12 protein-coding genes are annotated in these 12,101 nt (G+C 64.8%); 6 read left to right on the top strand and 6 right to left on the bottom strand.

The features are described from left to right. Positions 1-63 precede the first annotated feature (63 nt). Complete coding sequence (locus CH285_RS11185) at positions 64-516, top strand: MarR family winged helix-turn-helix transcriptional regulator (protein ID WP_094644149.1); 453 nt, start codon at positions 64-66, stop codon at positions 514-516. Between the two features lie 2 nt (positions 517-518). Here the strand turns inward: CH285_RS11185 and bla are convergent, their stop codons facing one another. Further along, positions 519-1,448 carry a class A beta-lactamase gene (bla, locus tag CH285_RS11180; RefSeq protein ID WP_094644148.1) on the bottom strand — a complete coding sequence of 310 codons (930 nt, stop codon included), beginning with the start codon at positions 1,446-1,448 and terminating at the stop codon, positions 519-521. Between the two features lie 225 nt (positions 1,449-1,673). Here bla and CH285_RS11175 point away from each other — a divergent pair, with 225 nt between their 5' ends. After that, on the top strand, positions 1,674-1,892 hold the full coding sequence (locus CH285_RS11175) for a hypothetical protein (RefSeq protein WP_027494722.1): 219 nt from the start codon (positions 1,674-1,676) through the stop codon (positions 1,890-1,892). A 97-nt stretch (positions 1,893-1,989) separates the two neighbouring features. Here the strand turns inward: CH285_RS11175 and CH285_RS11170 are convergent, their stop codons facing one another. After that, positions 1,990-2,799 carry an enoyl-CoA hydratase/isomerase family protein gene (locus CH285_RS11170; protein WP_032373554.1) on the bottom strand — a complete coding sequence of 270 codons (810 nt, stop codon included), beginning with the start codon at positions 2,797-2,799 and terminating at the stop codon, positions 1,990-1,992. Then, positions 2,783-4,318, bottom strand: a complete 1,536-nt coding sequence (locus CH285_RS11165; protein WP_230072799.1) for an acetyl-CoA acetyltransferase — start codon at positions 4,316-4,318, stop codon at positions 2,783-2,785. The genes CH285_RS11170 and CH285_RS11165 overlap by 17 nt, the downstream gene beginning before the upstream one ends. Before the next feature lie 62 nt (positions 4,319-4,380). On the opposite strand from CH285_RS11165, the gene CH285_RS11160 reads away from it, so the two are divergent. Next, a complete protein-coding gene (locus CH285_RS11160) occupies positions 4,381-4,980 on the top strand; it encodes a TetR/AcrR family transcriptional regulator (protein WP_255032448.1) in 600 nt (199 codons plus the stop codon). Between the two features lie 60 nt (positions 4,981-5,040). On the opposite strand, the gene CH285_RS11155 is transcribed toward CH285_RS11160, so the two are convergent. Both CH285_RS11155 and CH285_RS11150 read right to left on the bottom strand, forming a co-directional pair. Further along, positions 5,041-6,177, bottom strand: a complete 1,137-nt coding sequence (locus CH285_RS11155) for a PrpF domain-containing protein (RefSeq protein WP_094644230.1) — start codon at positions 6,175-6,177, stop codon at positions 5,041-5,043. Between the two features lie 113 nt (positions 6,178-6,290). Further along, on the bottom strand, positions 6,291-7,679 hold the full coding sequence (locus CH285_RS11150) for an SLC13 family permease (RefSeq protein ID WP_094644146.1): 1,389 nt from the start codon (positions 7,677-7,679) through the stop codon (positions 6,291-6,293). Between the two features lie 137 nt (positions 7,680-7,816). Between CH285_RS11150 and CH285_RS11145 the strand changes: the two genes are divergently transcribed. After that, positions 7,817-8,752: a LysR family transcriptional regulator gene (locus CH285_RS11145; RefSeq protein WP_032367892.1), complete on the top strand. Its 936-nt coding sequence runs from the start codon at positions 7,817-7,819 to the stop codon at positions 8,750-8,752. On the opposite strand, the gene CH285_RS11140 is transcribed toward CH285_RS11145, so the two are convergent. Then, a complete protein-coding gene (locus CH285_RS11140; protein ID WP_027494729.1) occupies positions 8,736-9,407 on the bottom strand; it encodes a GntR family transcriptional regulator in 672 nt (223 codons plus the stop codon). The two genes, CH285_RS11145 and CH285_RS11140, sit on opposite strands and share 17 nt — an antisense overlap. Before the next feature lie 166 nt (positions 9,408-9,573). Here CH285_RS11140 and glyA point away from each other — a divergent pair, with 166 nt between their 5' ends. Together glyA and CH285_RS11130 are read left to right on the top strand one after the other, a co-directional pair. After that, complete coding sequence (gene glyA / locus CH285_RS11135; RefSeq protein WP_032367893.1) at positions 9,574-10,854, top strand: serine hydroxymethyltransferase; 1,281 nt, start codon at positions 9,574-9,576, stop codon at positions 10,852-10,854. Then, entirely contained in the window at positions 10,851-12,089 is a 1,239-nt protein-coding gene (locus tag CH285_RS11130) for a sarcosine oxidase subunit beta family protein (protein WP_032367894.1), read from the top strand. The genes glyA and CH285_RS11130 overlap by 4 nt, the downstream gene beginning before the upstream one ends. Positions 12,090-12,101: the final 12 nt, after the last annotated feature.

Raw genomic sequence — 12,101 nt, 5'->3', positions numbered from 1 at the left:
GACGCCCATTAACGGCAGGCGCTGTACGGTGGCTGTACCAGCATCGGCACGGAAGGCGCAGCAATGACGGCGAAGGACCCCGCCCTGACGGCGCTGGCCCAGAACTGGCTGGCGTTGTCGGTCCTGCACGGTCGCATCGAGAGCCGTATCGAGAAGGCTCTGCAGGCCGGCCACAACCTCAGCGCTCGCGAGTATTGGCTGCTCGACGTCCTGGCACGTCAGCACGACGGGGTGGGCGGACACCTGCAGATGAAGCAGGTGGCCGACGCCGTCGTCCTGAGCCAGAGTGCAACGACCCGTCTGGTCACCCGCCTCGAGGACCGCGGGCTGCTCACCCGGTACCTCTGCCCCACCGACCGCCGCGGCATCTACACCGACGTCAGCGACGAAGGACTGGCTCTGCTCGAGGCAGCGCAGCCGACCAACGACGCGGCCCTGCGTGAGGCCCTCGACGAAGCAGCACGCGAACCGGACCTCGTACCCCTCGTCGACGCCGTCCGCCGATCCGATAACTGACGTCAATCCAGCTGTTCGACGACCATCCGAGTCGTATCGGCGACAAGGGCGTTCATGGCCGGTGAGTCCTCCGCGCCCGACGTCGTAGCACTGAGGACGACGAGCAGGATCCTCTGACCTTCGGGTCCGAGCACCAGGCCCGCGTCGTTGGAGACACCGTAGCTACCGGTTCCGGTCTTGTCGGCCGACGTCCACTGCGGGGGAATGCCCGCGCGGAAGCGGGCCGTGGAGGTTTGTGTGCCGGCCATCCAGTCCAGCAACTGCTGTCGTGATGCCTGCGTCAGTACGTCGCCGTCGAGCAGGGTCCGATAGCCGGCGGCCATCGAGTTCGGAGTTGTGGTGTCCCGAGGGTCGTCCGGGATGGCCGTATTCAACTCCGGCTCGATGCGATCGAGGCGGAATTCGGTGTCGCCGAGCGATCGCGCGAAGTCGGTGAGCGCCGCTGTGCCACCTACTTCACGTATCAGCAGATTGCCGGATGTGTTGTCGCTCTTCGTCAACGCAGCGGAAGCGAGATCTGCGATGGTGACGACCGAGCCGGGTGCCCAATCGACGGCCGACTCGGGCACCTTGTCTTCTGCGGCGATTGTTCTGGTGTCGGTCAGCCGCAGCCTGCCTGCGTCGACGGCGGCGAGTACGGCCCCGACGGCATACACCTTGAACGTCGAGCAGAACGCGAAACGTTCGTCACCGCGATAACTCTGGATGGATCCGGACGTGAGATCGAGTGCGCTGACGCCGAGCCGAGCGCTGTCCCTCGCCTCGAGCTGAGAATATGGCTGTTCGGCCATAGCCTGATCGGTCGCGGTCCGAGATGTACTCGCTGCGGATTGCGGTGGTTCGGTAGTGGCCGTCGAGGAGCACGCGACGCCTGCCGTCAACGTTGCCGCCGCGATCACGGTGATCAGTCGGGTGGATGTCGAGGTACGCATGGGGTCATGCGATCACAGAACCGCCGGTACCTAGCTACTGGCCCCTCGGCCTTCCATTCCGCTTTCGGCCCAGCAGCTGTTCGCGGGCTCGAGCGCCTGGTGGCGAAAGCCGACCACGCGGGTGCGTGGAACCTTCAGCTCCATTATCGTTACTTCTGGTACGTAACGGAGGCCTCAATCGACCTCGAACGAGCCGCCCGGACGACAACAATCAGGAGGCACTTCATGAACGCCACCACACGCGCGATATTGAGCCCGGTCGTGGGTGCCATCGTCGCGCTGGCAATTCTCTGGGGCGTCGGCGGGGACATCCCGCTCTGGCGAGCCGCATCGATGGTTCTGGTCGGTGCGGGCGTCGTCTTCGGACTGAATTTCGCCTGGGAAGCCAATCCCTGGACCGAGAATCCCACAAGCGACGAGCACGAGCAGGTCACTGCCCGATAGAGGAACACTGCGGGAGGATCACTCGACTTTCGACGGTGCCTCCCGCACTGCAACCGCCTGAGTAAAGCTTGGATTTCCCACGCTCACGGCCGTGCGTTCACTGCGCGGTCCATGTCGGATCGCGTTTCTGTAGGAATGCGGTGATTCCTTCGACGACGTCCTGCGTGGTGGTGAGTCGATCCAATTCCTGACGGTTCTGTGCCCACGAATCTTTCTCGTGCGCGATGGCACCGTCGGTGATACGTCGGGCCAGACGCTTGGATGCGCGCACCGCCAGCGGAGCGCCTTCAGCACAGAGCCGAGCGAGTTCGAGGGCGGTGTCGAGGACCTCGGTCGGGGCCACAACTCTGTTGACCAATCCCCACCGTGCGGCTTCCTGCGCGGAGATCGGCTGTCCGGTCAAGATCATTTCCAGGGCAATGTGTTCCGGCACCGCGGACATCAGCCGAAAAGCGCCACCTGCACCGGCGATGAGACCACGCCGGATCTCGGGCAGTCCGAACACGGCCGTGTCCGACGCGACGACCATGTCCGAGACCAGAGCTATCTCGGTTCCTCCTCCCATCGCCGACCCGTTCACGGCCGCGATGACCGGGACCGAGATCGGGTGTTGCACAATGCCGGCGAACCCCCAGTGTTCGGTCTCGGGCGGGGTCACCGCGCCGGGTCCTCCGGTGCCGAGGGCCTTCAGATCGGCACCGCCACAGAAAGTCGCCGATCCCGCGCCGGTCAGGACGATGGCTCGGATGTCTCGATCTGCCTCGGCGGACTCCCACGCCTCCCCGAGCAACGTGTGCACGCGGGCATCGATGCTGTTGGCAGCTCGCGGTCGGTTGATGGTGACGACGAGTACGTGACCTTCCCGCCTGGTCAGGACGACAGGTTCGGCGCTAGCTGCTTCGGACACGAATGTTCCCCTCGATGGTGTCGACAGTGACTGTGGTCCCGATGATTTCGCGTGCCGGGTCGGTTCGATACAGAGACAGCGCACGGGCGCTGGCCGTGTCCCCGGGTGCCGTCTGTGCGGCGACGCGTCGCCCGCGCTCGTCTCTCGCGACGAGGAACGCCTGGTTCGGTTCCTGCTGCCGAGAATGCTCGACGGACACTGTCTCCACCACGAGAGTCCCGTCCTGTACAGGTGCACGAGGCGGTGAATCCGGCCTCAGCACTGCGGGTTCGGGATTTCCGAGGTAGCCCTGTGGGTGCTGGTCGCCACCGAGCAGCACCGAGTGGTGATACGTCATATAGCCACCGTTCGCGTGCACCAGTGCGCAGTTCTTACCGCCGCGAATCTCGCGGACGGATGCGGTGATCGAATGCAGCGAATGGCTACTGAGGGGACCACCGAAGGACGAATGACCACCGGTCACACTGGGTACCAGAGATTTCGGCGTTCCGAGATGTCGGGTGGCGAGGGTCGGCACGATCGGGAAGCAGCTGTACACGTCGACCACGTCGAGTTGTTCGACTCCGATCTCTGCGGCGCGCAAGGCGCGGTCCATCGCATCCTCCATCGCTGGAGACCGGCCGAAATCGCTGCGGTCGAGAATGTCGACCGAATCCTCGGCACCCGCACCACCCCAGACGAACACGATGTCGCCCTCGGGAACACCGCGTTCTCGGGCTTCGGCCAAGCTGGTCACCACGATGCACGCCGCCTGGTCGACGAACGGCATGGCGTTCATCGACAACGGATACGGCTCGCACACGATGCGGTTCTTCGGCGACGGCGTGCCGATGTCGGCAGCCGTCCGCACTCGCCCGTTCCACGAGTACGGGTTCTTCTGGGCAACAACCGAAAACTCCGCATACAGGTCGCTGCACTCGGCCAGTCGAGACTCCGGATCCAGTCCGGCCTCGAATCTGAACCGGCTCTCGAACAACGGATAGATCCGAACCGGAGTGATCAGTCCGGCCTCTTGCATTGCGGCACTTCCGAGTTGATCGAGGTCGAAGGTGGGCGGACCTCCCGGGTCCGCGCTCCATCCCCCATCCCGCACGGGCTCTCGCCCCGCCTTGACCAAGGCACCCATCGAGGCCTGCGCTTCACCGCCCGCGATCACCGCTACCGTCGACTCCCCGGACGCAATGCGCGAGGCTGCGCGATCGAGAAGGCGCGCGGGCCACTGGCCACCGATCGGCGCGTCGAACACATCTGTGGGGGTCGCACCGAATCTACGGGCCAGCGCAGCGGCGGGACTGGCGTAAGCCCAGCTGGCGATGTGGCAGAACGTGATGCTGTCCGCTCTGCGAATCCACGGCTCCGACGTCGGCGAATCCTGGAGTGCCTCGGTGGCAGCGCGCGTGATCAGTTCCATGGGTTCGACGCCCATGGGTTCGCCGCGGCCGCTTGTCTCACCGATAGCCACGATCACCGGAACACGTCTCGGATCCACCGTCGACGCCTCGTGGCGTACTGAACTCATGACCGGGAACCTATTACAGACACAGATTGTCCGCAATGCCGGGTAGGTGCCACAATCCCTGGGTGATCGACAAAGCCAGGAGCCGGCGGGGCAGGCCGCGTGATCCCGATCTGGAGGACCGCGTCTACGACGCAGTGCTCGAGGTCTACTGGGAGAAAGGCTGGTCCGGTTTCACGCTCGACGCCGTTGCTCGCCGCGCGTCCGTCGGCAGGGCGGCGCTCTACCGACGCTGGGAATCGAAGGGGGCCTTGGTCGTCGATGCACTGGAAGCGCGGAGTCCGCTCGCGACACCGATCGACCTCGGCAACCTGCGGGCGGATCTCGTCGAATTGGCGGTGCAGCTTTTGCAGGGCTACCGAGGAACGGCCGGTCTCGTCAGCCTGCGCGTCGCCCTCGATGCGCGGGTGCACCCCGATCTACTCTGGCACATGATCGACACACTCAACCGAAGCCGACTGGTTGCGGCCCGGCTGATCGTGCACCGAGCCCAGAAACGGGGCGAATTACCCGAGTCGGCCGATACCACCAGGATTCTCGAACTCGTGACAGGAGCGGTTCTCAGCCATGTCATCTTCTCGCATCACACCGATGCCGATCGAGGCGACACCGAGGACCGCGTCTACGCAGAAAGTCTGGTCGACGCGGTCCTCGGTGGTGTGTAGCTACCGTCGTGCGCGTTTTGCGTACCTGGAGGTGCGCAAAACGCGCACGAGGGAAGCTGCTCAGAACGCGTGCGCACCGACCAGAGCCGGCATCGGCACCACGAAAAGGTCCGCGGTGGCGATGCGTCGAACGGCGCGGTGCAGGGTGACCGATTGCAGTAACCCGTTGGCGTCCACCGTGTAGTCGACCTCGAGCACTCCCGCGGCGGTGCCGATCCGAATTGTTCCTGGACGGCCGGACCCTGCGTTGGCAGTGACGACCCCACCGATGACCGTTGCCGCTGCGGCCACGGCCACCGCGGAGGTCAGTCCGATCGCCGGGTGCGGGGCCATCATCGACAGCATGCGCACCGAGATGTCGTAGTCGGCGGCAGCGACGTGCTCGCCCGTGGTGGTCACGTACTCCCGCGGTGGCCCGACGATGCCGACCTTCGGAATGGCATGCGAGACAGGTTCTTCGGGCTTGCTCAGCCCCATCCGCAGAGCGGCCTGTCGGCGTAGCGCGATCAGAGTGGGGACGTGAGCGGCGACGAGGTCGTTGGGCTCCGACCCGGTCAGTCCGAAATCGGCGGCGTCGAACAATGCGGCGGGCGCACCCGCTCGAACGAACGTTCCGCGGAACTCGTTGCCGCCGAATGCGACTCGATCGACCTCGGCACCGGTGGGAAGCATCGTCACTCGGTCCGACGCCGGATCGGTGAAGGTCAATCCCACCGGGACGCCGAGAGCCGTGGTGCCGGGGACGGACGCGTCGCCCTCGGCAGGAATGCGTCCGCCGGGGGTCGCGATCTCCGCCGCCAGAATTGCGCCGGTGTTCTCGTTGCGCATCCGAACCACGGTGACGTGGTCGTCCACAGCGACGAGACCGGTCTGCACGGCGTAAAGGCCGATTGCCGTCGCACAGTTTCCGCAGTTGCTACCCCACTCCACGGTGCGGTTCTCGATGGCGACCTGAGCGAACAGGTAGTCGACATCGATACCGGGTGCGCTGGAGCGTCGAACGATGGCGGCCTTGGAGGTGGTGGAGCTGCCGCCCCCGACCCCGTCGAGCTGACGCGGGTCACCCGATCCGAAGGCCGCGGTCAGGATGTTGTCGAGACCGCCGGCGTCGGCGATGTACGGGTCGATGTCGACCGCGTTGAACAGCCAGCACTTGCTGGTGCCTCCACGCATCCACGTTCCACGAAGAGTGAACATCTGGTGTGCCTTCCGATCAGGATCCGATGCTTCCACCCTGCGACAGAGGATGGTCAAGCACAATTACGAAATATGTTCAGGCCGTGCAGGAGCGCTTAACGCGCGCGTCCCGGTCAGAACAGCTCGGGCACGACCACCAGGATCAACCAGCACAGGGCCGGCGCGATGGCGACGACGATTCCTGCATTGAGCAGCAGCTGACGGTAGAAGCGCGGGCGCTCGATGTTCTGAGCGTTGGCCAGCACGAGCGCACCGTTGGTGGAGAAGGGCGAAACGTCGACGACGGTCGCCGAGATAGCCAGAGCAGCGACGACTCCCACGACCGGCAGTGCACCGGTTCCCAGCAGCGGCATGGCCAGCGGAATGACGGCGGCCAGGAGGGCGGTGGAGGACGCGAAGGCCGAGGTGATGCCGATGACGTAGCAGAGCACGATGGCCACGATGATCGGAGCACCGATGGTGATCGCCATTTCGGCGAGGTGATCGATGGTGCCCACTTCTTGCAGGATGGAGATGTAGGTGACCATGCCGGCGACCAGCAGAACCGTCGACCAACTGATGTCTGCGATGGCTTCGTTCTGCTTCTTCAGATCCGTGAACGCCAGGACCGCTCCGGCTCCGATGGCGATGAAGCTGATCGGCAGGTGCAGTACCAGAACCAGCACCAGCAGTGCGCCGATGAGGAAGAGCGTGAGCTTCTGGACGAACGTGACCGGTGCCGGGGCGTCGACCAGCGTGGTTGTCGTCGGACGCGTGAGCACCTGAGTGCTGCCGCCTGTGCTGCTGCCACCACCGGTGCCGCCGGACGGGACGGACGTCTTCACCGGCGATCCGCCGACCGGGCCACTGCCGGGAGCGGGGTCGGTGGACCCGGTCGCGGTGTACTCGAAGCCCTTCATTCGGGCCAGGGCTGCGTAGCCGACGACCGTCATCACCGAGAGCAGCAGGTTGATGCCGTAGCTGGCGAAGAACAGGGCCCACGGGCTGAGGGCGAGGCCGTTGCTCTCGACGATGTCGCGTACCAGCACTCCGGACACCGAGATCGGGGAGAACGCTCCTGCGTGTGCACCGTTGATCACCATGATGCCCATGACCAGCGGGCTCATGCCGGTTCGGGCCGCGAATGCCATGGCTGCGGGCACGATCAGTGCGACGGCGGCGGGACTGAAGGTGCCGAGCGCGGTCAGCACGGATGCGACGAAGAAGAACACCCACGGAACCACCGTCACTCGGCCGTGCACCGCTCTGATGCAGCTGTTGACGAGCAGATCGATAGTGCCGTTGCGCTTGGCCATCCCGAAGAAGTACGTGACACCGACGATCGTCAACACGATCGAGCTGGGGAACGCCGTGAGGATTTCCTTGTCGTCGTATCCGAGCGCGAAGTATCCGACCACGAAGGCACCGATGAAGCCGAGGATGCCGATATTGATCGGAAAGAAGGTTGCGATCACGAACATCGCGACCAATGCGATGAGCGGGAGGATCTCGATGGAGGTCATGTGCGTCTTTCGGTGGCTGGGTAAGTGCTCGGTTACATCTGCACTCGAACGTTGTCCCTGTCACATTATTGACGCCGGCCTTTTAGAACAATATCGTTTTGCTACCTAGCCGTTTAGCTGAGCTGAAAGACAGGCGCATGAACCACACCTTCGACGTCGTGACGTTGTTTCTTCTTCTCGACATCGCCGAGGCCGGATCGCTGACCGCCGGTGCCGAGCGGGCGAACATGACCCCCTCCGCGGCGTCGCAGCGCATCAGCAAACTCGAACACGGCATCAAACAGCCGGTGTTGACGCGCCTGCCACGCGGCGTACAACTCACCGAAGCCGGCGAAATCCTCACCAGCCGCGCCCGCTTGTTTCGACGGGAGATGCGGGCCGCGAGCGGCGACCTCGAAGCAATTCGGGGGCTCGAACGCGGTTCGGTTCGGCTCGGCTCGTTTCCCACGGTCAGTGCGTCGCTGCTCTCCGACGCACTGAAGGACTATCACTCACGATGGCCCGGTGTGGACGTTCGCGTGCGATCGGCGGTGCGCCCGCAGTTGCTCGACATGCTGCATTCGAGCGAAATCGACCTGGCGCTGCTGTGGAGCTACGCCTGGACGGAAGAGGCCGAACGATCGCTGTCACTCGAGCCGCTGATGGAAGACCCGACCGTGCTGCTGCTGCCGATCGACGACGATCGGGTGCAGCACGATGTGTCGCTGCACGATCTTCGTGACGCGCGATGGATCATCCGCAGCAACGACCACCCGGCTGCCGAAGTTCTCTATCGCAGTTGTCGCGTAGCAGGATTCGAGCCCGACGTCGTCTACGAGGCACACGACTATCAGGAGATCGAGGCCATGGTGGCTGCCGGTGTCGGCATCGCCATGGTGCCCGGGTTGTCGGTGATTCACCATCGACCCGACGTCACCACCATCGACTTCCCCGACACGGATCGGGTACCGACGCGCGTCATCTACATCGCGTCACTCGCCAGGCGTCAGTACACCCCGGCGATGTATGCGATCTCGACCGCGCTGCGCGGTGCCGCCGAGCGCATCGCGGCTGCGACTACAACAGTTCCCTGATCGCATTCTCGAAGCCGGTGACGTGTTCGAGGGTCAGTTCGGCAGCGGTATCCGCATCGCCGTCGATGATCGCCTGAAGCAACACGACGTGCTCACGGACATGGCCGGCCACATTCGGGAGTCGGTCGAGAAACAGGCACCAGATGCGCGTGGCGTGCGCGTCGAGGCTGACCAGAATGTCTTCGAGGTGAGGATTGCCCGACGCTCGATAGATCTCTCGATGCACCGCAACATCTTTGCGCAGCACCTCGCGTGAATCGTCGGTGTCGTCGATGCTCGCGATGGAGGCCGCGAGCTCGGCCAGCCGGTCTCGGGCCGCCCGTGTCGCGGTCCGCGCCGCACGAGCCGAGGCCGCCGGCTCGAGCTGCTTGCGGATCTCCGAGATGTTGGCCAGGTCGGTCATGTCGACGGCGGTCGCGAAGGTTCCGCGTCGGGGATACGCGACGACGAGACGCTCACGTTCGAGTCGTTTGAGACCCTCACGAATCGGTGTGCGCCCCAGCCCCAATTGCTCGGCCAGGCGGTCGTCGTTGATCGGTTCACCGGGACGAATTTCAAGCATGATCAGCTGCTCACGCACTATTTCGTAGGCTCGATCGGCATTGGTTCCGACAAACTGCGTTGCATCCATCACCGGCTGAATTTCGATCGTCATCTTGTCTGCTCACTCCCGGTCGACGCCCCGCCCTTGACGGCTCTGCTTTGTGATCTTACTCTATTGGCATCTTGATATATCAGTTCCAGATCATTGATCTTCCAGAAGGGCGGCCATCTTGACGCAGGACTTCGCACCGACGGCGACGGCACCGCACCCGAGAGGCGTGACGAACCGAGTACTCGCCGATCTCGACCCCGAGGTGCACCGCGCGATCAGTGCCGAGCTCGGCCGCCAGCAGAACACCTTGGAAATGATCGCGAGTGAGAACTTCGCACCATTGGCCGTCATGCAGGCGCAGGGTTCGGTACTGACGAACAAGTACGCCGAGGGCTACCCCGGCCGGCGCTACTACGGCGGATGCGAGAACGTCGACGTCATCGAGCAACTCGCGATCGACCGGCTCAACGCCTTGTTCGGATCGTCGTTCGCCAACGTACAGCCGCACTCGGGTGCGCAGGCGAATGCCGCTGCCATGGCGGCACTGCTGCAGCCGGGCGATTCGATTCTCGGTCTCGCACTCGCCCACGGCGGACACCTCACGCACGGCATGAAGCTGAACTTCTCGGGCAAGTTGTACGACGTCTCGGCCTACCACGTCCGCGAAGACGACCATCTCGTCGACATGGAAGAGGTGGAACGCCTCGCCCACGAGCACCGTCCCAAGCTGATCATGGCCGGGTGGTCCGCCTACCCGCGCCACCTCGACTTCGCCGAATTCCGCCGCATCGCAGACGAAGTCGGCGCCTACCTGATGGTGGACATGGCGCACTTCGCCGGCCTGGTCGCCGCCGGACTGCACCCGTCACCGGTACCGCACGCACACGTGGTCACCTCGACGACGCACAAGACGCTCGGCGGACCGCGCGGCGGCGTCATCATCACCAACGACGCCGCGCTGGCGAAGAAGTTCAACTCCTCGGTCTTTCCCGGTCAGCAGGGCGGGCCCCTCGAACACGTCATCGCCGGCAAGGCCGTCGCCTTCAAACTTGCTGCCGAAGAGGACTTTCGGGAACGGCAGCAGCGCACCCTCGAAGGCGCGAAGATCCTGGCCGATCGACTGCTGACCGACGACGCAGCAGCCGCAGGCATCGACGTGGTCTCGGGCGGCACCGACGTCCACCTCGTTCTCGTCGACCTGCGCAAGTCCGAACTGGACGGCAAGCAGGCCGAGGACAGACTCCATCACGTCGGAATCACCGTGAACCGCAACGCGGTTCCGTTCGATCCACGGCCACCCATGGTCAGCTCCGGAGTCCGGATCGGCACCCCTGCCCTCGCGACCCGCGGCCTGGACGCCACGGCGTTCGCCGAGGTCTCCGACGTCATCGCCCACGCGTTGCGTCCCGACACCGACGACCGCGGACTCGATGCACTGCGAATCCGGGTCGAAGCCGTCGCCGCGCAGTTCCCCCTCTACTCCGACCTGACGGAAGGCTACCGATGACCGCCCCCGCAACCCCTCCGGGCGCACATCTGCCCGACCACCCGGACTTCCTGTGGCGCAACCCCGAGCCGAAGAAGTCGTACGACGTCGTGATCATCGGCGGCGGCGGACACGGCCTGGCCACCGCGCACTACCTCGCCAAGAACCACGGCATCACCAATGTTGCTGTGCTGGAGAAGGGGTGGCTCGCCGGCGGAAACATGGCGCGCAACACCACCCTCATCCGGTCCAACTACCTGTGGGACGAGAGCGCGCGCATCTACGAGCACTCGCTGAAGCTGTGGGAAGGGCTCGCCGACGACCTCGACTACCCCATCCTGTTCAGCCAGCGCGGCGTCCTCAACCTCGCGCACAGCCTGCAGGACGTGCGCGACAGCGTGCGACGCGTCGAGGCCAACCGACTCAACGGCATCGACGCTCAGTGGGTCGACCCCGACGAGGTCAAGAAGCTGTGCCCGATCGTCAACATCTCCAGCGACATTCGCTACCCGGTGCTCGGTGCGACGTACCAGCCACGCGCCGGCATCGCCAAGCACGACTACGTCGCCTGGGGATTTGCCCGACGCGCCGACGCGGCCGGTATCGACATCATCCAGAACTGTGAGGTCACCGGCTTCACCACCGACGGCAACCGCGTCACCGGGGTGAAGACCACGCGCGGCGACATCGCCACCGGCCAGGTCGCGCTGTGCGCAGCCGGGCACACCTCGACGCTGACGGACATGCTCGGCATCAAGACTCCGCTGCAGAGCCATCCGCTGCAGGCCCTCGTCTCGGAGTTGCTCGAGCCCGTGCATCCCACGGTCGTCATGTCGAATGCCGTGCACGTGTACGTCTCTCAGGCCCACAAGGGCGAACTGGTGATGGGTGCAGGCGTCGACTCCTACAACGGCTACGGCCAGCGCGGTGCGTTCCACATCATCGAACGGCAGATGGCGGCTGCGGTGGAGTTGTTCCCCGTCTTCGCTCGCGCGCATCTGCTGCGCACCTGGGCCGGCATCGTGGACGTCTGCCCCGATGCCTCCCCCATCGTCGGGCGCACGCCGTTCGACAACGTGTTCCTCAATTGTGGTTGGGGTACAGGCGGATTCAAGGCCACCCCCGGTGCCGGTTGGTGCCTGGCCGACACCATCGCCAACGACGAGGTGCACGAGTACATCGCACCGTTCAGTCTGGACCGATTCGTCACCGGCGCGCTGGTGGACGAGCACGGTGCCGCAGGCGTGGCTCACTAGCTTCTCCGCCCC

This window comes from Rhodococcus sp. 05-2256-B1, assembly GCF_002258465.1.
Lineage (GTDB): Bacteria > Actinomycetota > Actinomycetes > Mycobacteriales > Mycobacteriaceae > Rhodococcoides > Rhodococcoides fascians.
This window is presented reverse-complemented; position numbering and strand designations above follow the sequence as displayed.